Genomic DNA, 21392 nt, shown 5'->3' on the forward strand with positions numbered 1-21392 from the left:
TTCTCCACCCCTTTTCTCCTTCTATTTCTGATCCATCAGTTCCAGCGCCTTGTTCAGTACGGCTTCCCCGTCAACCCGTCCGTATGCGACAGGATCGATAACATCGAGCGGTATCCCGATTTTTTCTGCTGCTTTGGAATACTTATTTTTCATGAATCTCATCTGCGGGCCGATCAGCAGCACATCGGCCTGTTCCATTTCCGTTTCCGCTTTGTCCTGAGCCACGGCCCAGATACGAACATCCATATCTTTTGCTTCAGCCGCTTCCTCCATTTTCGAGACAAGAAGACTTGTCGACATGCCGGCAGAGCACGCCAGTAAAATATTTGTCACGGGGCATCTCCTCCTTCTTTGATTATCTTCAGTTTATGGGAAAAGGCGCGGTATGAAAACGCATACTTTTTCCGTTAAGAAGCGGAAATCGTTTAAAGAACAAGGGACGGGGGATTTGTGAAACATTTAACGTTACCCCCTTTTTTGTTATAATGAGGATGGTTATAATTGTTAACGTTTTAATCTTTGGACAAGACTTAGGATGTAAGGTTTTATATCTCAGCACAGAAAGGTGATCATTTTGAGCACAAAACCAAGAATTGTCGTAGTCGGCGCCGGATATGCCGGCATGATGACGACAAAACGCCTCACCCAGCAGCTGCAGCCGCAGGAAGCGGACATTGTCCTCGTCAATAAGCATAACTATCATTATCAGACCACATGGCTGCATGAAGTGGCAGCGGGAACAATTGACCCAAACCGCGCCCGGATTATGATCAGTGATGTGATCGATACGAAACGCGTGCAGATGGTGTATGACACCGTCACCGAACTTCAGCCGCAGAATGAGCGTGTCATTCTCGAAAACGGCGAATTATCCTACGATTATCTCGTCGTATCCCTCGGTTTTGAAACGGCGACGTTCGGTATTCCGGGGATTGCCGAGCATGCATGGAAGATTGAGAACATAGAGAACAGTAAAGCCATTTATCATCACATTGAATCGCAGTTCATCAAATACGCAAGCGGCGAAACCGAGGACGACACCGCACTGAATATACTTATCGGCGGATCCGGTTTCACCGGCATTGAATTTCTCGCTGAAGTGGTGGAAAAAGTGCCGGAGCTTTGCAGCAAGTACGACATTGACCAGTCCACGGTCCGCATCATTAATGTGGAGGCCGCTCCGTCCATTCTTCCTGGTTTTGATGAAGAACTGATTGAGTATGCAGAGAAGAACCTGTCAGACCGCGGCGTAGAATTCCGTATCGGAACGAAGATTCAGGAATGTACACCGGACAGCTTTATCGTCGGCGATGACAACGAAGAGATTAAAGCCGGCACTGTCGTCTGGACAGGCGGTGTTCAGGCAAACCCTGTCGTCGGACAGTCCGGTTTCGAGCTGACCAAAGGAAAAGTGAACGCACGCGATGACCTCCGCGCACCAAATTACGACAATGTATTCATGATTGGCGATACGTCCTGGGTATGGGACCACGAAAACGACAAACCATTTCCGGTCAACGCCCAAAGTGCCATTCAGGAAGCTGACACCTGTGCTGCGAACCTCCATGCGCTCCTGCAAGGCAAAGAAACAAACAACTTTGTTTTTGATAACAAAGGTACAGTGGCTTCGATTGGGAAAGGCGACGCCATCGGCACCATTCTCGATGACTACAAGCTGTTCGGCAAAAAAGCACGACTCATGAAAAACGTCATCGACAACCGTTACCTGTTCCTCGTCGGCGGACCAAAACTGATTCTCAAAAAAGGGAAAGTCCGTTTCTTCTAAAAGAACACAGAAGGAGGAGAATAAAATGAAGAACTGGTTCATGATTATATCATTGATTTCCGTCGCTGCAGCCGCCATTTACACAGCTGCGAGCCGCTGCATGGAAGGAAGCCGCGACTTCCGCTGAATCGCCGGCCGGCATAAACAATAAATTAAAAATCCCGAACTATCTTTTGTGAATCGTTCGGGATTTTTTGCGTATGATTCACCGCTTTGCCTGCACTACAAAGCATAACAACGAGGTGTTTGGAGATTGGATTCGTTTATTCCGGAACGGGTCGTCGGTTCCGTGGACACTAAGATTGCCGCTCCGGCAGATAGTGTCTATTGATCTTCGCCGGAGGACACTAATTTCTGATTTCCGCAGGATAGTTTCCACATATCAGCGTCCCATGGACACTACGTATTTATTTTTCGATTAAGTCCATATAATTGTGTAAAAAGAATGGGACATTTCCATTTCGTCTACAATGTTTTTAACACCAAAAAATTGTAAAGGAGAAATGGAATATGTCCCAATTACAGCTTAACCTAAATCTGGACGAGCTAAAAGACTATGTCATGAATTCTGATTTGTTATCGATTTACAAAGCTATGATCGTTCTTGTTTTGAATGAGTATATGGAAAAGGAGCGTGATGAGCACTTAAATGTCTCTCCTTATGAACGATCGGATCAACGACAGGATTTCCGAAACGGCTACTATGAACGGGAACTGATGACCCATATCGGCTCCCTGCAACTCAAAGTACCACGCACACGGAATGGAGAATTTTCCACGGACGTTTTTGAGAAATATAAACGCTGTGATCAGGCTTTCACCCTAACGATGCTGGAGATGGTCGTTCAAGGTGTCTCCACGCGGAATGTGGACACTGTGGTGCGCCAGATGTGTGGCGAAACCGTATCGAAATCGTTTGTATCCACCCTGACGGCAAAGCTGGATCCCGTTGTACAGCAGTGGACGAATCGTCCCTTGAACACCGAATATTACCCCTACATTTTCGTTGATGCCATGTATATTAAGGTGCGGGAGAACCGTAAGGTTGTGTCCAAAGCGGTCTACATCGCTACCGCTATCCATGAAAAGGGCAAGCGGGATATCCTGGGGATGAAGGTGAGCCACGAAGAGAGTTATGAAGCCTGGAAAGAGTTCTTCCAGGAGTTGAAAGGGCGGGGACTGCAGACTCCGCGCCTTATCATATCCGATGCCCATGCCGGATTAAAAAAAGCAGTTCAGAAAGAATTCATCGGAACCTCCTGGCAGCGCTGTACGGTCCACTTTAAAAAGAATCTTATTCAGGGTATGCCGAAGAAAAATATAGGGGAAATAAAAAATGAACTCAAACACATCTTTGATGTAGATACGCCAGAGAAAGCCCGGCAGCTCAAAGAAGACTTCGTGAAACGGTATAACGATCACCCCAAACTTCAAACCGTCATTAATAAACTGGAAGATGGGTTTGACGATGCGATTCAGTATATGAACGAGCCACTGAAGGTTCATGTCTATATTCGGAGCACCAATTCGCTGGAACGATTGAACCAGGAACTCCGCCGCCGCGAAAGGGTCATCCGCATTTTTCCCAACAGTCAATCAGCGTATCGCTTATTGGGCGCTGTATTAATGGATTACGCAGAGGTTTATCATAAAAAACGGCGACTGGTCGACACACTCTGACCCCCGCGACGCGGCGAGCGAAATGGGAGGGAGGGGGATGGCCTTAAGGCCATCCCCCTCCCTCCCATCAAAACCACCTCAAAATGAAGCGCCCGTTAAAAACGGTAGACGATATTTTACACAAGATCAGGGGCTTGACTTATTTTTCGATGGTAGTGTCCATGAAAAAACTGAGCTTATGCAGCATCAACCAATCCGTTGGCCCAGTTGGTAAAATGCTTTTTCCAACAGCCGAACTTGTTGTTCACTCGTTTCAGACCCGTGGCTTCGCAGCCGCCGAATCCGTGGTGGGGTTTTTCCGTGAAAGCGCGGCTTCCCGGTGTTCTCATACAATAAAACGCCCGCAGCAGCCTCGGGCGTTTTTTCGGACATCGAGTCCCTCGAACTTGTTTTTCCCTGTGTTACGGGGAATGCGCGACCCCCGTCTTCTTACCTTCTCGTGTTCCATGACGACATTCCCCGCTTCTTCTTCGCTTTCCGCCGGGACATGATCTGCATGACAAGATGGACGGCAAGGATAAGAATACCGATGACGGTGGTCAATACAATCAGATTTTGTTCATTTTTTACGAACACCGCTGCATACACCCAGATGAAGACGAGGGAATACCAGACGTCACGGTTCACTCTGGTGAATACAACGGCCACGGCAGCCAGAATGAGAAGCATGAGTACCGTCCAGGCTACTTCCCCCATGCCGAGAAACGGCACGATATCATTCCAGACAAACCAGGTGAAAATGTTAACGACAGTGGCCGCGGAAACCCAGCCGATGTAAATGGAAAACGGCAGCCGCGCAAAGCCGGTCCGTTTATGTTTCCAGTAAATAATCTGATAAATACGGATTAAGGAAATGAGAAGCAGCACAATGACGAGCGTCGATACAAGAATCCACTCCATCGTGAACGCGACAATCCAGGCGCTGTTCAGGAGGAAGTTGATAGGGATCCACACCTGTGTATCCCGGTAGATATCCCCCTTCTCCCGGCGCTGAAACGGTGCGCGGAGAATCCATAAGAGCACCAGAACATAAATCAGGCCCCAGATGGAAAAAGCGTAGCCGGCAGGCTGAATCAAAGCCGGTTCCTGGTTGGCCGTAATGCCTACATTGGTGGCCGAGGAATAGTTCACGGCAATCATGAGAATAAAAAATAACAGATTAACAAGCGTGATTCGGATCATGGATTGTCACAGCCTTTCTTTCGTCGTCTATTGATTTATCGATGGCGGCCCTGCACGAGTAATGGAAGCCGCGCCGTCCCGTGCTTTATCTCTTCTTTTTCGAGATGGCGTCGAAAGCGGTACATCACAAAGCGGTGGGCTTTCGCCTGCGTGTATTTATACAAAAACCACGGCAGCGACGGCATGTAGTCATGGATGGCAATGATGCATTCCTGCCTGCCCGGGATTTTCCGGAATTCCAGCCTGCCTCGTTCATTCTCTGCTTTATCATCAAACAGCCCGCCGGTGATGTAGAAAAGGGCACGGTCCGGCTGGCTGCGGTCTGCCGAATGATGAAGTTCGAGCAGGATCCAGCCGCGGAACCGTATCTTTATGACACCGTCGAAATCATCCTGAACGCTGAGCAGCGGATGGATTTTACGCGAGAGCCACTCGGCATAGTAATGCGCCGTCCATAGTGCTGTTTTGCCGTGCGGAAGCGGAATCCGCTGTACAGACCGTACATCGTTGTCGATATCTGGAATGGTCAGCTCTTTCAACCGGGCGGCGGGGTGTTTTTGCTGCTTCTCTTCCAGGGATTTGCGGGCCGCTTCCCGGAATGGGGTCGATCCCGCGCTGATGCCGCTTACCATATTTTCCGGCCTCGCGATCATCGGGTGAATCAGACTTTCAATCAGCGGATATACCATTTCCCTCGGCGAGTTCGACACAAGACTGACCCAGAGCCTGGATAAGTTCACGGTCATGAAAGGAACCGGAATCATTTTCGGCTGTTTTCCCATGACTTCCGCCGTCTCTGTTAACATGTTTTTGTAGGTCATCACTTCCGGACCGCCGACGTCAATCGAGCGGTCATAAAGATCCATCCAGCCTGCGCAGCGGACGAGCGATTCCAGCATGTCACCGATATAGATCGGATGCGTCTTTTTTCTCGTCCATTTCGGAAGCAGCATCACGGGAAGACGGTTGACCATTTTAGCAAGAATCGGGAACGACGACCCATTCGGTCCGACAATCAACCCCGCCCGAAGTGTCGTCACCGGCACTTGATAGGAAGATAACACCTGTTCTACTTCAAGGCGGCTCCGGATATGGCGGGAGAGGTGATCGGCATCGGGGACGAGTCCACTTAAGTAGACGATCTGCTTGATTCCCTGCTTTTCAGCGGCCTGTGCGAAATTGTCCGCCAGAATGACATCCATATTTTCAAATGTGCCCTGCGTCAATTTGGCCGACGGTTTCATGGAATGAACGAGATAATACGCATAGTCCGCCCCTTCCAGCGCTTTCTCCGCGTCCGCCATCGAGAACAAATCACACGAGCGCCACGTCACATGTTCGGTGTCTTCTTTATCATCGCCGTTTCGGGACAAAGCGATAATATCGGCATAAGGGGTGAGCTGCTTCAGCAGATTCCGCCCAATATAGCCGCTGGCACCGGTTAATGCAATTACCGGTCTTCGATTGGTGGCTGTCATAGGGGGGAACTCCTTTATCGGTATAGTGTATACCACCTCTATACCCGTCTATGCTCCAATTTAGACAAGTGATCTTTTCTGAAGATCCGGCAGCAGCATTTTATCCGCTGAATGGAAGTGAATATCCGCCAAATTCGTCTAGTTATCCGTCAAAACACGCCTGTTATCCGCCACCGCCCGCGTTATCCGTCAAACTCCGCTCATTATCCGTCGTTGTGCATTTAATATCCGCGGAATCAAGTGCTTTATCCGCGGAGTGCCTCCAGCGATAACGTATACGTCCTATTTTTATTAAACCCTGAGTGCGGAAGATCTAGATGGTAGAGCAGTTTGTAGGCAACATCCGGGGATTCAAGCTTCATAAAGGTACGGAATTCTTTATTGGTGATGGTGGATTTGTGAAGAAGAAGATAATCGATGAGAGATGGAATATGAGCCCGGGGATGCAAAGAATGACAGACACGACAGTACCACCTGCCCCGCTGTCTCGGCAGCGGCAGATGATAACAGTCCGGGCAGTGTACGCCGGAGAGTAAAAGACGCGGATCTACTTCATTCGGAATATCCGGGATATGATCCTGGTGGTGTTTCATTAATTTACGGGAAATTTTCTGCATCTGCTGTTTTGTAAGAGTAACAGCCCCGTATTTTTTCTGGAGAGAGTCGAACGTATGGGGAAGAGCGGCCGCCCGGATAATAGAATGGTAAATATCTCGGTGCGCGGGATCGGTTTTAAGTACAGCAGACGGATTACTGATGACAACAAACCCCGGAACCGGTGCCTGGGGAAGTTTGTGACGAATCAACCAGTTCTGCAGCTGACTCTGCTGTCTCTGAAGTTGCAGCATCGGATCGGGAAACGCTTCTTCTTTGTCATGCAGCGTGCGTATGATTTGTTGAAAATCACGGTCAAAATACAATGTCCCCGCTATATTTTTGACCTCAAGGATAAGAAGAAAATGTGGGGTGATCAGCAGGGTGTCGATTTGAAAAAAAGTGTCCCGTTCACCGGGCAGTCGGAGATCATGCAGAATATAGCAATCACCCGGCGGCAGAAAAGCCAGATAATAGTCTATCGATGCTTCTCCGCGGTAACCGGCCCGACTGATGGCAAGCTGCTCCTCCAGTTTCGCCCGCTCCGGATGAGCAGCCGGCAGACGCCGCAGCAGCGCTTCCCATTTTCTGATTTTCCACGGGATTTGTCGTTCTTTTTTAATCAGGTGAATCACCTCTTTCGTTTTGTCCTTTCTATTATTCGACTTTTAACGAGGATTCTCCTTTATTTATTCTGTCGTGAAATGTATCCGTCGTTTCAAGGTGGTTATCCGCGGAATAAGGGGCATTACCCGCCAGCTGTGGCGTTATCCGCCAAACTCTGCTTTTTATCAGCTGTTGTGCATGGAATATCCGTCAAATCACGTGCTTTATCCGCCAAACCACAAACCACCAACCACCCCACACCAAAAAAATCCCGCTGTCCTCGCAGCGGGATCTGTCACATTTATTCTTTTTTCGATAACTGCAGGGCTTTCTTCACGTCTTTCAGGGAATTGGATTTCCCGTACAGCAGCACGCCGCCTTTATAGACTCTGGCGCCGGCCACCGCCAGTAAGAGAATGGTGCCGATCAGCAGCCCGAACGACAAAGCGGTTTCCCATATCGGCACCTCCAGCATCGTCACCCTCAAAAACATGATCATCGGTGCGAAAAAAGGAATGAAGGACGTGACCGTCACAAGCATATTATCCGGTGCATTCAGTCCGAAAATCGCGATGAAAAACGCAATCATGATGAGATAAATAAGCGGCGCCATTAACTGGTTTACTTCTTCGGTGCGGCTCACAAGAGAACCAATAGTCGCCGACATTGTTGCATACAATAGATAACCGAGCAAAAAGAAGATAATCGCGTAAATGAACGTACCGGCTTCCGCATGCTGCAGACCGAAATACTGAAACACGCCGCCCGTCAGCTGGTTCTGATTCGTCTGAAGCATCACGTAGCCTGCTGCAAGGATGATGCCGAATTGCGTAAGACCGAGCAGTGCGATTCCTGCAATTTTGGCAAACATCTGCGTCACCGGAGAGACGCTCGAGACCAGGATTTCCATGACCCTTGATGATTTCTCGTTCGCGACGTCCATCGCAATCATGTTGCCGTACATAATAACCGATAAATACAATAAGAACAGCATCACATACACAATACCGCGGGCGCTGTTTTGTTCCTCCGCCGATTGCGCACCCTGATCCTGCTCAAGCGCCGATGTGTCAAAAACGACCGGAGACGTGAGCTGTTCCACCACCGCCGGATCCACGCCGGCGTCCGCTGCCGCCATGTTCACTTTCACCGGCTGCAATGCCTGCTGCAGGCTCTGGGACAACGCGGAGGAATTGCCCTGCATCGAAAAATACGCCGCCTGCGGCTCGCCGCTTGGCATCGTAATGTTCAGGAAGCCATCGAATGTGCCGCCTCTTACCTCCTCTTTGGCTTCTGCCTCCGATCCTTCATAACGCTGGAGCGTTACATTTCCACCTGTGTTCTGCATATTGTTTCGCAAATCCGGAAAAACGTCCCCGGTCTCATCCAGCACCGCCACACGCTGGCCGGCGTCTTCTCCTCCGCTTCCACCAAAGGAAGACAGGATCGACGGCATATTCCCCGCAAGAAAAATGAACAGAACAGTGATAATGGTCGTAATGAGAAAGGATTTGGCTTTTACCCTGGTAAGATACGTATGACTTAAGATAATACCAAATTTATTCATACGACGTGCCCGCCTTTTCAATAAAAATATCATTCAATGAAGGCTCTTCCAGTTCGAATCGGCGTACAAATCCTCTGCCCTGGAGCGTCTGGAAAATATGTTCCGCCGTCTCTTCCCGGTCGATCTGCAGCACGTATCCGTCCGGCACCTCGGCAAAGGTTACAACACCCTCCACCTCTTTCAGATAACCAAGATCAAAATCAGCATGGATGCGGAGATTTTTTCTCCCGTAGGAGCGTTTGATTTCTTTCAGACTGCCATGTACAATCGGATGTCCATGCTGCAATATGCAGACATGCTCGCACAATTCCTCGACATGTTCCATCCGGTGGGAAGAAAAGACGATACTTGTGCCCATCTTCTTGACGTCCAGCACCGCCTGCTTCAAAAGTTCCACATTGACAGGATCCAGACCGGAAAACGGCTCATCCAGGATCAGCAGCTTCGGCTGATGAATCACCGCGGAGATGAACTGGATTTTCTGTTGATTCCCTTTCGACAGCTCTTCCACCTTCTGATCCATATAATCCGGCACCTGAAACCGCGCGAGCCAGCCTTCCAGTTGTTTCACAATATCCGCTTTCTTCATGCCGCGAAGCCGCCCGAGATATATCAACTGGTCCCGGACGGTCAGTTTCGGATACAGGCCTCTCTCTTCGGGAAGATACCCGATCATGCCGCTGCCCGCATATGTCATTCTGCCGCCGTTCCAGTATACTTCTCCTTCTGTCGCTTCAAGCAGTCCGATAATCATACGGAACGTTGTTGTTTTCCCGGCACCGTTTGCCCCGAGCATGCCGAAAATCTCTCCCTCCGGAATCTCGAGCGAAAGATCACGAACCGCTGTCGTCTCTCCAAATGTTTTCGTAATGTGATCCAGTGTCAGCGTCATCGGCGCCCCTCCTTCTTCTTCCTTTATACTATACTTCTACGCACAAGAGAAGGTTTTGTTTCAAAGCGGCTGAACGCAAAAACCGGCAGATTATCCATCTGCCGATTTTCTTCCCTTTATTTTCATTCCCTCTATTATAACGTTAAGCTTTTACACAATGAAACAGACCATCATTTATTCTGAACCGGACAACTCAGATATTTTAACTTCCTTGGCAATTTCATACCAATCGGTTGATGTTTCTTCGACCATCGACCCCTGCAGATTTCCTCCCGTTTCCCCGTACACTTCCTGAATGTAGGGTGGTTGTTCAAATGCCCTCATCGCCACATTGACGTACGGATCAGCGTCTTCACCCAGATTGTCTTCCCCTGGAATAGGTGCCCGCATCCGGAAACTTCCGTCCGGCCGAACATAGTCGTAGTCGTTATAACCCGAAATAATGTAGTTATCTGCATCAATACTGGCTAGTATCTTCGCACCTTGCAGAATGTTACTCTGTCCTTCTATGTATACAAAGTCACCTTCTCTTTCTGCGTCAAAGTCCAGCCATGCCTCCATCTCTCCATAATCTTCGGGCGGCTCGTTACCAGGAGGTTCTATCGTTATCGTTTGATCTTCTTCCCCCAGAACGTAATCGGTGTAAAGAATATGCTTTGGTTCGCCATTTTCCCGTTCTTCATCCGGATCGATTCGAACAAACGGTCCTTCCAGGTTTTCTCCGTATTCACCATAAGCTTCTACCATTTCTTCCTTTTGATCGTCCGGGCTGTATGTAATCATGAGATCCAGTGGTTCATCAACATTCGGATAGTCCACTTCACCGGAAAAAGATCCATCTTCTTCCACCGTGATGTTTGTCCAGTTCGAAAACAATATGTTTTTCACCGCATCAAAGCTTACAGTCAAATCCGCGCCCGGTATTAGGTTGGTTGTTCCTTCGATTTGGACGGCATCATTATCCCAGCTGAACACAATCTCCCCGTTTATGTCCACTCGAGGATCCCCCTGATTTTCCATCCCTTTTTCTTCTTTTGTACTGCCTTCTTCCTGCTTCTCCGTTACGTCCTCCTCTGTTTCTGTCTGATCAGAAGATTCTGTTGCTGCCGGATTTTCTGAACTGCAAGCGGTTCCTCCAACAACGAACACTAGCAGACTCATAAAAAGCAAACTGTTTTTTCCCATCGTCTTCCCCTCTCTCCAGCTTCAAAGCTTCATTCCGTCTCTTCTGGTTTAATAATTATTTCCACGCGGCGGTTCTTCGCACGATTTTCTTCGGTATCATTGGAGACAACCGGTTCCGTTTCCCCAAATCCTTTCGTGGAAAAGGTAAAATCGTCCATCGTTTCCTCTTCTAAAAAGTAAGCCTCGACCGCTTCTGCACGTTCCTGGGAGAGCTGCTGATTGTATGACGCCTCTCCCTGGTTGTCGGTGTGCCCATGAATCTTGACTTCCCCTGCTTCATATTGCTCCAGCTCCCCGCTGATTTCTTCCAGTAAAGCCAGTGCATCATCACGAAGCGTAGACTCATCAAAGTCAAACAGGAGATGATCCGGCACGTTAATCGTGATTTGCTCTCCCATACTCACCCCTACTTCTGGAACGGTGATCTCCGGCGCACTCACTTCAGGAGCTGATACTTCAGGTGCAGACACTTCAGGTGCAGATACTTCAGGAGCAGACACATCGGGAGGTGAATAATCAAAAGAAGAACCAGAGTCTTCTTCGTTATCTTTTTCCTCCTCTTCTTCCTCTGCTTTCTGTTCTTCCTCTTCCGGCTGCGCTTCATCGGCTGACTCCTGCTCCTGCGCTTCTTCCCCCGTGTCGGGTGCAGACTCACCGGATGAATCAGAATCATCCTCTCCGGCGCACGCAGCTAAGACTATCACGAGTAAAAGGAACGGCATTCCTGATTTTTTTAACATCATATCCTCCCTGTTTTAGAAAAATGAACGGATAATCGGCCAGTCGTTTTTCCATTCATAGAACAAAAGACCGAATATCATTATAAATAGGCCAGTCTGAAAGTGGACAAACCTCACTTGGTCTTCCTCAAAATACTTGCGAACGAAATTGGTAATTGATCCTATACCTACTATAAATAGCAAAATCCTCAAGGATACACTCAACCATGGAATGGCAAAGAGGTCTTCTGCTACCTCTAGCATGAAACCAGCCATAAAAAAGGAAATAACTCCCATTCCAATAAATATAACAACACATACATTTAATATCTTCACTAACATACGTATTCCCCTATACGGCTATTTGTTTTCATCGATGTTATGTTGAAGTTGGTTCTGTATCGGCGCAGGCTACATCTTCAACAGGGAGGCTGCCGCTTCACCTCTGCTTATTTAAAGTGTTCACGACAGACGAACATACTAGAAATATGAACTGATAATCGGCCACCCGTTTTTCCATTCGTAGTACAAAAGGCCTACTATCATTATCAATAGGCCAGTCTGAAAGTGGACAAACCTCACTTGGTCTTCCTCAAAATACTTGCGAACGAAATTGGTAATTGATCCTATACCTACTATAAATAGCAAAATCATCAAGGATTCACTCAACCATGAAATAGTAAATAAGTCTTCTGCCACACTTGGCGTAAAACCAGCCATAGAAAAGGAAATAACTGCCATACCAATAAATATAACAACACATACATTTAATACTTTTACCAACTTTAGCCCCACCTATCTGCTCCGGTAAAAGCGTACATCCGCTGCACAATCCACTTAAGTGCCTGACAACGAATACAACACTAAAACAACGAGTTCATGATCGGCCAACCATTTTTCCAGTCAAAAAATAACATTCCGAATATAGTTACCAATACACCATTGCGAAAGTGAACAAGCCTCACTTGGTCTTCTTTTTATGCATCCGGAACAAATTGGTCATCGCACCAATCATTAATATCAACATAAACAGCCTCATAAAGATGCTGAACCATGAAATGGTAAACATCCCCAACTACGAATTGATACTTCCTAAAACCAAAAAAGCAATCCCTATACCAAAAAATAAGACAACACATACATTTAATATCTTCACTAACATACCCATCCCCTATACGGCTATTTGTTTTCATCGATGTTATGTTGAAGTTGATTCTGTATCGGCGCAGGCTACATCTTCAACAGGGAGGCTGCCGCTTTACCTCTGCTTATTTAAAGTGTTCACGACAGACGAACAAACTAGAAAATTGAACTGATAATCGGCCAGCCGTTTTTCCATTCAAAGAACAAAAGACCAACTATCGTTACCAACAGGCCAATCCGAAAGTGAACAAGCCTCACTTGGTTTTCCTTGTAATACTTGCGAACAGCATTCGTCACTGTACCGGTCCATACCATAAATATCAAAATTCTCATGGATACACTCAACCATGAAATGGTAAAGAGGTTTTCTGCAACCTCTGGCGTGAAACCAGCTATAGAAAAGGCAGTAACTATCATACAAATAAACAAAACAACACATACATTTAATACCCTCACTAACATAGGTACCCTCCTATCCTCGCGAACGACTATTGGTTTTTTCATCGATGTCATGCTGAAGCTGTTCCGTATCGGTGTGGTCGACATTGCTTACGTTTCCATCCATCAAACGGTTCCAGCCATTAGAGAACATATCACCCAGTTTATGAAACCCGTTCATTATTGGTTTTTTGAAAGTGTTGGTGAATGCGGTCTGTTTGAAACCATTGATAACATCGACAGCAATATTCAAATTTTTCTTTTGTGTTGAGGTCATCGTTTTTCCAATCGTTTGATTAGCCATGGTCGTCGAATAAGATCCCAATGGGAAGAAGATAGCAGTAATCAACGCACCGGTGAGAAATGATGAGAGGGTCAACCCATCGCCAAGAGCCCAGTCACCAAGGGTAGAAGCACCTCCTCCTATTCCGGAAGCTGTGAATACCCTCTTCAATTTGTTCGCTAGACCAGGAGCCATAAATCCGCTGCCCAGTACAGCCAGGGACCCGCCAGTTAAAGTACCTGCTGTGATGTCCACCAACGCTTTTTTCATGTCAAAGGCTGAAGGATCTTCTAATAAAATAGCAAAATGTTGAAGAGAGGGTATACCTCCCCCGACAATAGCCCCCCATTTCATTTGACCAAAAACTCCGGAAAGACTTGCCCAGCCGGCTGATAATTTTGTCATCGCCCATCCGGTAAACCTACTGAGCGCAAGGTGGGATCTTGTTCCCAACATGATCGCTGTCCGTGTACTGAGCAGTGCTCCAGCACTATATCCTCCCAGTGGAATGAACACGGTTCCCAATGCAATGGCGCCGGCGGTGAGCGCATTAAAGTTATCTCCACCGACAATCGCACCATAAATCGCAGCACCAAGTGCTCCAATTCCTGCCAGGATAGCAAGCGCTGTGCCCCCAATGCCGAGCAGGAGCGCACCGCCGATAATGGCACCGGCAATTGCTAATCCAACTCCGAGTCCTTTGAGTAATCCCTGGACCCAGTCAGGCGCTGCATTCCACGCGTCAACCGCACCACTTGATAACAAATCAGCAAACATCATGCTCATGCCGGCGGGGGAGAGTGCAAACAGCCCTTCCCCTAATGACTTCAGAAAATCTCCTATTGAATCAGGGTTGGTAAGGCCTTTAATAATGCCTTCCATCTGCCCGCTGTACTCTTTTATTTTCTCACCGAGATTCGGGGCGATTTCTGATACCGCATCTCCCAGCGATTCACCTGCGTTCCCAACAAAATCTCCAAGTGATTCACCTTTGTCGCCTATGAATTCCGCAACCGTGCTGCCGCCTTCTTTAACGGTTTCTTTTCCCCAGCTCCAGAGACTTTCCCAAAAACCGGGGGAATGGTCTCCTGGATTTCCACCGGGTATGTCTCCACCACCATGATTGCCTCCGGAAAACCCGGTATCTCTTCCTTGATTTTCTGTTTGAGTTAATTTCGGAGCTTCTTCTTCATATTCAAACTCTATGTCAGATGCAAATGTGGTATGAACAGGAACAGCCAGGCGAAAGATCATGCATAACACCATTAGAATAGCTGCGGTTTTGTATAAAACGGTCAAAATCACCCCTCCTGTCTTCAATTATTAATGGCATGAACCATATTGAAATTGAACGTTTTCCAATATTGGAATCTCAGAGGACGCTTCGGTACGAATGTTTCTTTCCCCTGGTGCAAATGCTTGATCCGGCACTGTGACAAAAGTCGTTTCAGTATTGACCGATGCAAATATTTCAAATGATTGTCCATACGGAAACTTCATTTCAATGACTTCCTTCGCTCCATTTTCCTGAGCGAAATAATTGGCTTTGTCTTCAATATCGGACCAATTGTCTTTAATAGCGCCACACATTATGTTAGTTATTTCTGCATCGGTAAAAAAGAAGAGCAGTGCTTCATTCGTTAACGTAACATCGTCATCCATGATTTTATCTACGACCACGTCGGGCGCGCCTCTGCTCTCTGCTTCCTCACGGATACTCACCTCTTTATCTTGTGCCGCCTCTCTTACTTCCTTGGCAAAAGAGCTGAACTCTTCTTCAAGGCGTTCCGATAATTCTTCGTCATAGATATCTTTTGCCTCGCTGGAAGCAGCGACTGCTGCGGCATCTGCTGCGTTTTGACCGGTATTTTTATATGCATAGGTAGAAAATATATCAAAAAATACAAAAGCAAGAAAAACAAAGCATATGACAATAAAAAGGGACAACATCATTGCATTTCCCCGTTCATTTCGTGCATAAGAAAGCTGCGATTTAATCATCTTCTTCAGATTCATAAGGCATCGTGGCGCTTCCGGTAATTTCATAATCCAACTCACCTACATATGGGACATTAATCGTTTTCAGGGCAACATCCACATTAACGCTGACTTCCTCTCCATAGGAACTAGACATCACATCCTTAGAAATATGAAGAACTTCAAGCCCTCCGGCTGAGTTATGCACACTCGTTTCTATGTCGTCGTATTCACCGGAAACCGAGGCAACTCTTGCTCCATCACGCGCTGCTCCTTCTGCAACAACTACCGTGTACGCTGCCAACGCCATCTGCCAAACAAATAAGAAGGCAAAGATGATGAGGGGAAATGCAGCGACGAATTCAACAAGCTGAGATCCTCGTTCATTTTTTACGTATTTTAATAGATGCCGCATCCCATCATCACCTCCATGTATTTTCTTTCACTTCTTATTCTCCGGATCCTATACTCTCAACAAACTCTGCAATCTTGTCTATAATCGCACTTGCAATCGTGTTATTACCTTCCATATCATTTAAACTTGTTACAACCATACCAACCAATGCTACGCCCAGCAGTCCCAGCATGATCCATTCCAGCGATACCGATCCTTTTTCATTGTCCATATACGTTCTGAAGAATTGTTGTACTTTCACATACATGCTTACCATGATTCATCCACTCCTTATTGTTTTCAGTTTTGACTTCTGTTCCATTCAGCTGCAGCTTCTCTTAGTTTAAGAAAATATCGAGGCCGAATACCTCAGGGTTATACAGGAAGTTTAAGAAAAGCAGACCAACAACGAGTATAAATACAGAAGGTACAATGGTCAGCGTTGTAATCACTGTCACTTTCGGACTGGCCTTTGCTGCCTTTTCTTTTGCGCGAAAACCTCTGGTGTTTCTTAGATCATCTGCCTGCACTCGGAATGTACGGGATACTGGAACTCCAAGATCACCTCCCTGAATTAATGATTGAATCAGCATCTCCAGCTCTTGTGCATCATTTCGGTACAGCAGGTTTTCGTAAGCTGTCACCCGTGGTACGCCAAGATTAACTTCACTTCCGAGGCGTTCGATTTCTTCCCCGAGCGGCCCTCCCATTTGCTTGGCTACTTGCTGCATCGCTCCATCAAGGGACGCACCTGCCTGCAGCGAAACACTTACGACATCAAGAAAATCTGGAATTTCCATGCTGATTGTTTCCTGTCTTTCTTTTGCTTTCACCCGAAGCCAAACATCCGGCGCGAAAAACATCGCCACAGGAAACAGTATCAGTAAATAAACAGCGAATGGAAAGCCGAGTATAAAATAGATCCAGCCAAACACATAAGCAGAAATCCCAAGGATATAGCGCATCCCATAAAAATCCTGCAGCTGCAGCTGAAATGGATTTCCCGCTTTAGCAAGCAAACGTTCATACTGTTCGTGTTTTCCGAATAACGGATACTTAACGGCCGTTGGACCAAGATAGACTGCGCCTTTCACTAAAGGTGCCATCAGTAGTTCCTTCCATGACTTTTTCCGCTTTTTCTTTTTTTCTTTTGTCCCTACATAGCTGTAGAACTGCTGTTTTTTTGCAACGGCCATCCATATATAAATAAAGCCGATTAACAAGAGAAACAGCACCCCGGCTATAAGCAGAAAGGCAAAGCTTAGTATCGCATCATTCATTGGCTACACCCTTATATTCGTGACCTTTTTGATTGCGTAGTTACTAATAGCTAATACGATGGCAAAAATGACCATTAAAACAAGACCGGGCAGGGTGAACAGCGGATTCAAAAATCCGGGAATAATTAAATTCAGCATAATGGCTGTTATTATCGGTAAAAGCGGTAATATAAGCGCGACATATTTTGATTCTGCTGTCACGGCATTTATTTCTTTGTAGACCCTCCCTCTTTCTTCCAGCGTCCCGGCCATCACGTCCATAACCTCTGCTAAATTCCCGCCGATGCGGCGTTGAATGAGCACCGTGTTCATCATCACTTTTACTTCACGGCTGTTCACTTGTTCGACAAAGCGGTGGATCACGCGCTCGAAGCTGTCACCTAAGCTTAACTGTCTGGACATTTTCGCAAATTCCGGTCCAGCGGGCGCTTTTAATTCTTTGCCCGTCATGGCAATTCCCTGCTGCAAGGTTAGTCCTGCCTTCACCGTGTTACCGATCATTCGGCAAATATCCGGAAGCTGCTGATTAAATGCCTCGGAACGTTTTTCACGCTTCGTTTTCAAATACACATTGGAACCGATTTTCACCACCACATAAGCGACGACAAGATCAACCGGGAACATAAGCACTAGTACAAAACGGCTTACAAACCATAAAAGGAAGAAAAGTACAATGCAGATGGCGGCATATTCGGAGGGCATTATCGGGACGGCCCCTTGTTTTAACTTCTTATCCAGTCCCTCCGCTATTAACGACTCATCAAATCGGTCACCTAATAGAAAAATAAAACTTCTTCGTTTTTCTTCGTCCTGCGTGTGAAACCACGTTTTCACCCTTTTTCGGGGTTTGGCCATCCGGTACATTTTCACGATGTAATAAAGAAAAACCACAAACGAAAAGCCGGCAAGCGAGAGTACAAGATATAAAATCATCATGCCAGTTCCCCCTCTTTAAAGAAGGCATCCGGCAATGCTTGTCCATAGGCCCGCAGACGTTCTGAGATTTTTGGAACATAACCTGCCGCTTCGAAGTAACCGGCCACGTTTCCTTGATCGGAAAAACCCATCTGTTTAAAACGAAAGATTTCCTGAATCCGAATCTCTCCATCTTCTTCAAACACTTCAGAAATAGCGACAACTCTGCGCGTTCCATCCATTAATCTCTCTGTCTGCACAATCACATCAAGAGCACCGACAAAATAATCGCGGATAACATCTACTGTCAGCGGCAGCCCTGACATAATCACCATCGCTTCCAAGCGTCCAAGGGCGTCTTTCGGAGAATTAGCGTGAACGGTTGTCAGTGACCCTTCATGTCCGGTATTCATAGCCTGGAGCATATCCAATGCCTCAGAACCACGGACTTCCCCGACAATCACCCGATCCGGTCTCATGCGAAGCGCGTTTTTCACGAGGTGATTAATCGTAATGGCACCCTCTCCTTCCATATTAGGCGGACGTGCTTCCATGCGGACGAGGTTGTCGTAGTTAAAACGAAGCTCCGCCATGTCTTCAATCGTAACAATCCGTTCGCCTTCCGGAATTGATTCTGACAGAACGTTTAAAAGAGTTGTTTTCCCGCTTCCCGTCCCCCCGGAGACGAGTATATTGGTTTTTGCTTTCACCAAAGTCTCTAAAAACTTACCCATCTTTTCATTTAACGTTCCAAAGTCAACTAAATCCTGCAAAGAAAACGGGTCTTTGTTAAATTTACGAATGGAAATGATTGGACCGTCGATGCTGACAGGAGGAATGGCTGCGTTCACCCGGCTTCCATCTGGAAGACGCGCATCTACCATTGGTGAACTTTCATCAATTCTTCTCCCAATTGGTGCGATAATCCGGTCGATGATGTGATGGATATGTTCTTCGTTTTTAAAGCGGACTGATGTTTTTTCCAGTTTCCCTTGTCGTTCAATGTAAATATCATCTGGACTATTTACCATGATCTCCGTAATATCATCTCTTTCCAGTAACGATTCCAACGGACCGAAACCGACCGAATCGTGAATGAGCTGCTGGATAATCTGGTTCATGTCGTGACTTGGAATAATTACTTTTTCTTCCTCAATCATTTGCGACACCAGGCGCTCAATGCTCTGCTTTTTTTCCACAGGGGGAAGCGTAATAATTTCTTCTAAATTTGCTTCTTTAATTAACCTGTCTTTATAGTGCCTCACCCAGCGGTCAACAGTCGTATCTTTGATCGCATCTTTGTCTGTGTTCGTCCATTCCTTTGAAGACGAAGGTTGTTGAACTTTTTCCAGCCAAGACACAGCAATCACTTTCCTTTCACCTTTACAAGGTTCTTTTGAACGAAACGGTTGATATCCACGGTAAGTTTCGTTTGATTGACTTTCCCTTTTTTCGTGTAAAAAGGAAGTCCCATATTAATGAACGGCTGAATCCCGTAAAAGTCAGCTCTTACTTTTCCTGCAGCTTCTATACCAACAATATTTTTAATATCTTTTTCTGTAATCTCGTTCTTTGATTCTGTCTTATTTATGATGAACTGGAAGTTGTCCTTAGCTGTAAGCTGCAATCGATCAAGTAAGGCTTTTGTTTGTTTAAACGTGCGAATCGCCATCGTATCCGGTGTTAACGAATAATAGATTTTTGTCGCTTCACTGAGCGCAGTATATGTAACGGTCTGAAAGAAAGAAGGAACATCTACAATGACATAGTCATAATGTTCTTTGCACAGTTGAATGACCTTTCGTACTAATTCCTCTGTTATTTCTTCTGCTTTTTCAGGATCAGACGGACCGGTCAATACCTCAAGTCCGGTTTGTTCCTGCTCGGTCGTCACGTTATAAATGTGGTGAATCGAAAGTTCATTTAACACAGGCAGAAGGTCACTGTAATTCCGAACAGGTTCTAATGCCATCAACCCTTCTACACATCCAAACTGAGCATTTAAATCGAGAAGAAGAACGCTTTTGTCGTACTGGGTTTTGAGGCATTGGCTAATCATAGATGAAAGAAGCGTTTTTCCACTGCCTCCTTTTGCGCTGTAAAAAACCAGCACCTCTCCTCCAATCGAATTCCCTCTGGTAATCGTCGTCGCTTGTTCGATTTTTTCCAATCCGTATTCTATCAGCTCATCAATCCGCTCCCATTCATCCGGCATGAGAACAACATCTTCAACACCCTGTTTCATCCAATACCTTACATTTTCAAATGAACGTTCCTGAAGCAGCCCAATACATACGGAAGCCCGTTGAAACGTGTCCGGACTTTGCCTGTCAAAGACATCTTCTCCAACGAACAAAAAATGATAAAGCGATGATTCATCGATGGTTATCCCGCCTGTATCAACGTCCATATCTTTGTTTTCCAACTGCTCTTTGAGCGGCTGTTTGAGTTGCTCGTTGTTTGTTAAGATTGCAGCTCTATATGTACTCAAGATTCTGCCTTCCTTTCTTCCTGCTGCTTCCCGTTTTCGTTATTTGTTTCATCTGTATTTTCGTTCTCATTGCCGGCTTCTTGATTCTCACTCGTTTCTTCCTCATCGCCTGCCTCCTGCTCTTCGTTTCCGCTTGGTGCTTGAGGATTTTCATTTGGATTTGTCTGTACTTGATTGACAAGAAGGACACGTATTTGTTCGGCTGTGTTTTGATAATGAATCAAATCTTCCGCCTCTTCTATCGGTAACGAGACTTTGATACTAGCTGGTATGTCCTCCTCTTCGTCTGGTTCTGTCCGCTGTACCACATCCACCGAAGTAAACAACCTTCTCGTACGTTGGTCAGAATTAGAGGATGAATAAGAAACGATAATATCGACTTGATCTCCTTCTGCAACCGCCTGGTCCAGTACTACATTCTCCGTCGCATTCAGCCACACGACCCTTTGATCGTCTGGTACATCGACGGTTGAGCGTAAAATGTTCTTTGTCATTAGATCTCCTTGTTTTACCGGAACGATACTGATTGAACTTTCCATTTCTGATGCTTCTCTTACATAAGATGAAATATCGGTCGAAGCAGGAACCTCTTCCCATGAGATCATGTCTTCATTGATTTCTGTATACGTTGGAATATCCTCATCTGCCACTGCTACCTCAATCGTTTCCCCCAGTGAGGCCTGAACATTTCTTATTTCATTTAGAATAAGAGCCGTTGCTAATACAGCCAATATAAAACCAGCAGCAAGAAAAATCATTGCCTTCCTTTTCGCATCCAGCAT

General features: G+C 46.4%; 22 protein-coding genes. 2 read left to right on the forward strand and 20 right to left on the reverse strand.

Translation table 11 applies throughout. From position 1 onward, the window contains the following. Nucleotides 1–21 precede the first annotated feature (21 nt). Entirely contained in the window at nucleotides 22–333 is a 312-nt protein-coding gene (locus ACFSUB_RS08620) for a PTS sugar transporter subunit IIB (RefSeq protein WP_380712771.1), read from the reverse strand. Nucleotides 334–574: 241 nt separating this feature from the next. Here ACFSUB_RS08620 and ACFSUB_RS08625 point away from each other — a divergent pair, with 241 nt between their 5' ends. Together ACFSUB_RS08625 and ACFSUB_RS08630 are read left to right on the forward strand one after the other, a co-directional pair. Beyond that, complete coding sequence (locus ACFSUB_RS08625; protein ID WP_380712772.1) at nucleotides 575–1786, forward strand: NAD(P)/FAD-dependent oxidoreductase; 1212 nt, start codon at nucleotides 575–577, stop codon at nucleotides 1784–1786. A gap of 510 nt (nucleotides 1787–2296) precedes the next feature. Further along, entirely contained in the window at nucleotides 2297–3466 is a 1170-nt protein-coding gene (locus ACFSUB_RS08630; protein ID WP_380712773.1) for an IS256 family transposase, read from the forward strand. Between the two features lie 176 nt (nucleotides 3467–3642). On the opposite strand, the gene ACFSUB_RS08635 is transcribed toward ACFSUB_RS08630, so the two are convergent. The 19 genes from ACFSUB_RS08635 to cpaB form a co-directional block, all read right to left on the reverse strand. Next, the gene (locus ACFSUB_RS08635; RefSeq protein WP_380712774.1) at nucleotides 3643–3795 is read right to left on the reverse strand and encodes a hypothetical protein; all 153 of its coding nucleotides are present in this window, start codon (nucleotides 3793–3795) and stop codon (nucleotides 3643–3645) included. A 100-nt stretch (nucleotides 3796–3895) separates the two neighbouring features. Continuing rightward, on the reverse strand, nucleotides 3896–4648 hold the full coding sequence (locus ACFSUB_RS08640; RefSeq protein ID WP_380712775.1) for a tryptophan-rich sensory protein: 753 nt from the start codon (nucleotides 4646–4648) through the stop codon (nucleotides 3896–3898). A gap of 35 nt (nucleotides 4649–4683) precedes the next feature. Further along, nucleotides 4684–6126: an NAD(P)H-binding protein gene (locus tag ACFSUB_RS08645; RefSeq protein ID WP_380712776.1), complete on the reverse strand. Its 1443-nt coding sequence runs from the start codon at nucleotides 6124–6126 to the stop codon at nucleotides 4684–4686. A 245-nt stretch (nucleotides 6127–6371) separates the two neighbouring features. After that, on the reverse strand, nucleotides 6372–7355 hold the full coding sequence (locus ACFSUB_RS08650) for a nuclease-related domain-containing protein (RefSeq protein WP_380712777.1): 984 nt from the start codon (nucleotides 7353–7355) through the stop codon (nucleotides 6372–6374). 272 nt (nucleotides 7356–7627) lie between these two features. Next, entirely contained in the window at nucleotides 7628–8893 is a 1266-nt protein-coding gene (locus ACFSUB_RS08655; RefSeq protein ID WP_380712778.1) for an ABC transporter permease, read from the reverse strand. Beyond that, entirely contained in the window at nucleotides 8886–9785 is a 900-nt protein-coding gene (locus ACFSUB_RS08660) for an ABC transporter ATP-binding protein (RefSeq protein ID WP_380712779.1), read from the reverse strand. The genes ACFSUB_RS08655 and ACFSUB_RS08660 overlap by 8 nt, the downstream gene beginning before the upstream one ends. Nucleotides 9786–9959: 174 nt before the next feature. Continuing rightward, nucleotides 9960–10970 carry a hypothetical protein gene (locus ACFSUB_RS08665; RefSeq protein WP_380712780.1) on the reverse strand — a complete coding sequence of 337 codons (1011 nt, stop codon included), beginning with the start codon at nucleotides 10968–10970 and terminating at the stop codon, nucleotides 9960–9962. Nucleotides 10971–10999: 29 nt separating this feature from the next. Next, nucleotides 11000–11710 carry an OmpA family protein gene (locus ACFSUB_RS08670; protein ID WP_380712781.1) on the reverse strand — a complete coding sequence of 237 codons (711 nt, stop codon included), beginning with the start codon at nucleotides 11708–11710 and terminating at the stop codon, nucleotides 11000–11002. Nucleotides 11711–11725: 15 nt separating this feature from the next. Further along, entirely contained in the window at nucleotides 11726–12031 is a 306-nt protein-coding gene (locus ACFSUB_RS08675) for a hypothetical protein (protein ID WP_380712782.1), read from the reverse strand. 957 nt (nucleotides 12032–12988) lie between these two features. Beyond that, nucleotides 12989–13294: a hypothetical protein gene (locus tag ACFSUB_RS08680; RefSeq protein ID WP_090926699.1), complete on the reverse strand. Its 306-nt coding sequence runs from the start codon at nucleotides 13292–13294 to the stop codon at nucleotides 12989–12991. A 10-nt stretch (nucleotides 13295–13304) separates the two neighbouring features. Continuing rightward, nucleotides 13305–14852: a hypothetical protein gene (locus ACFSUB_RS08685; protein ID WP_380712783.1), complete on the reverse strand. Its 1548-nt coding sequence runs from the start codon at nucleotides 14850–14852 to the stop codon at nucleotides 13305–13307. 24 nt (nucleotides 14853–14876) lie between these two features. Continuing rightward, on the reverse strand, nucleotides 14877–15599 hold the full coding sequence (locus ACFSUB_RS08690) for a pilus assembly protein TadG-related protein (protein ID WP_380712784.1): 723 nt from the start codon (nucleotides 15597–15599) through the stop codon (nucleotides 14877–14879). Continuing rightward, nucleotides 15547–15945 (reverse strand): TadE/TadG family type IV pilus assembly protein, encoded by a 399-nt coding sequence (locus tag ACFSUB_RS08695; protein ID WP_380712785.1) that lies wholly within the window; start codon nucleotides 15943–15945, stop codon nucleotides 15547–15549. The genes ACFSUB_RS08690 and ACFSUB_RS08695 overlap by 53 nt, the downstream gene beginning before the upstream one ends. A gap of 34 nt (nucleotides 15946–15979) precedes the next feature. Further along, complete coding sequence (locus ACFSUB_RS08700) at nucleotides 15980–16201, reverse strand: hypothetical protein (RefSeq protein WP_380712786.1); 222 nt, start codon at nucleotides 16199–16201, stop codon at nucleotides 15980–15982. Between the two features lie 61 nt (nucleotides 16202–16262). Continuing rightward, on the reverse strand, nucleotides 16263–17204 hold the full coding sequence (locus ACFSUB_RS08705; RefSeq protein ID WP_380712787.1) for a type II secretion system F family protein: 942 nt from the start codon (nucleotides 17202–17204) through the stop codon (nucleotides 16263–16265). A 3-nt stretch (nucleotides 17205–17207) separates the two neighbouring features. Then, complete coding sequence (locus ACFSUB_RS08710) at nucleotides 17208–18140, reverse strand: type II secretion system F family protein (RefSeq protein WP_380712788.1); 933 nt, start codon at nucleotides 18138–18140, stop codon at nucleotides 17208–17210. Further along, nucleotides 18137–19489 carry a CpaF family protein gene (locus ACFSUB_RS08715; RefSeq protein ID WP_380712790.1) on the reverse strand — a complete coding sequence of 451 codons (1353 nt, stop codon included), beginning with the start codon at nucleotides 19487–19489 and terminating at the stop codon, nucleotides 18137–18139. Before ACFSUB_RS08715 ends, ACFSUB_RS08710 begins: the two co-directional genes overlap by 4 nt. Next, nucleotides 19486–20610 carry an AAA family ATPase gene (locus tag ACFSUB_RS08720; protein ID WP_380712791.1) on the reverse strand — a complete coding sequence of 375 codons (1125 nt, stop codon included), beginning with the start codon at nucleotides 20608–20610 and terminating at the stop codon, nucleotides 19486–19488. The genes ACFSUB_RS08715 and ACFSUB_RS08720 overlap by 4 nt, the downstream gene beginning before the upstream one ends. Beyond that, on the reverse strand, nucleotides 20607–21392 hold the full coding sequence (gene cpaB, locus ACFSUB_RS08725; protein ID WP_380712793.1) for a Flp pilus assembly protein CpaB: 786 nt from the start codon (nucleotides 21390–21392) through the stop codon (nucleotides 20607–20609). The genes ACFSUB_RS08720 and cpaB overlap by 4 nt, the downstream gene beginning before the upstream one ends.

Origin of the sequence: Salibacterium lacus, from assembly GCF_042684865.1 — a bacterium.
GTDB classification, from domain to species: domain Bacteria; phylum Bacillota; class Bacilli; order Bacillales; family Marinococcaceae; genus Salibacterium; species Salibacterium lacus.

What these genes read in the sequence shown, in the direction of transcription:
- ACFSUB_RS08630 (WP_380712773.1), top strand. Translation starts at nt 2,297, where the DNA reads ATGTCCCAATTACAGCTTAACCTAAATCTGGACGAGCTAAAAGACTAT.
- ACFSUB_RS08635 (WP_380712774.1), bottom strand. Translation starts at nt 3,795, where the DNA reads ATGAGAACACCGGGAAGCCGCGCTTTCACGGAAAAACCCCACCACGGA.
- ACFSUB_RS08640 (WP_380712775.1), bottom strand. Translation starts at nt 4,648, where the DNA reads ATGATCCGAATCACGCTTGTTAATCTGTTATTTTTTATTCTCATGATT.
- ACFSUB_RS08645 (WP_380712776.1), bottom strand. Translation starts at nt 6,126, where the DNA reads ATGACAGCCACCAATCGAAGACCGGTAATTGCATTAACCGGTGCCAGC.
- ACFSUB_RS08655 (WP_380712778.1), bottom strand. Translation starts at nt 8,893, where the DNA reads ATGAATAAATTTGGTATTATCTTAAGTCATACGTATCTTACCAGGGTA.
- ACFSUB_RS08660 (WP_380712779.1), bottom strand. Translation starts at nt 9,785, where the DNA reads ATGACGCTGACACTGGATCACATTACGAAAACATTTGGAGAGACGACA.
- ACFSUB_RS08665 (WP_380712780.1), bottom strand. Translation starts at nt 10,970, where the DNA reads ATGGGAAAAAACAGTTTGCTTTTTATGAGTCTGCTAGTGTTCGTTGTT.
- ACFSUB_RS08670 (WP_380712781.1), bottom strand. Translation starts at nt 11,710, where the DNA reads ATGTTAAAAAAATCAGGAATGCCGTTCCTTTTACTCGTGATAGTCTTA.
- ACFSUB_RS08675 (WP_380712782.1), bottom strand. Translation starts at nt 12,031, where the DNA reads ATGTTAGTGAAGATATTAAATGTATGTGTTGTTATATTTATTGGAATG.
- ACFSUB_RS08680 (WP_090926699.1), bottom strand. Translation starts at nt 13,294, where the DNA reads ATGTTAGTGAGGGTATTAAATGTATGTGTTGTTTTGTTTATTTGTATG.
- ACFSUB_RS08690 (WP_380712784.1), bottom strand. Translation starts at nt 15,599, where the DNA reads ATGAAATTACCGGAAGCGCCACGATGCCTTATGAATCTGAAGAAGATG.
- ACFSUB_RS08695 (WP_380712785.1), bottom strand. Translation starts at nt 15,945, where the DNA reads ATGCGGCATCTATTAAAATACGTAAAAAATGAACGAGGATCTCAGCTT.
- ACFSUB_RS08700 (WP_380712786.1), bottom strand. Translation starts at nt 16,201, where the DNA reads ATGGTAAGCATGTATGTGAAAGTACAACAATTCTTCAGAACGTATATG.
- ACFSUB_RS08705 (WP_380712787.1), bottom strand. Translation starts at nt 17,204, where the DNA reads ATGAATGATGCGATACTAAGCTTTGCCTTTCTGCTTATAGCCGGGGTG.
- ACFSUB_RS08710 (WP_380712788.1), bottom strand. Translation starts at nt 18,140, where the DNA reads ATGATGATTTTATATCTTGTACTCTCGCTTGCCGGCTTTTCGTTTGTG.
- cpaB (WP_380712793.1), bottom strand. Translation starts at nt 21,392, where the DNA reads ATGCTGGATGCGAAAAGGAAGGCAATGATTTTTCTTGCTGCTGGTTTT.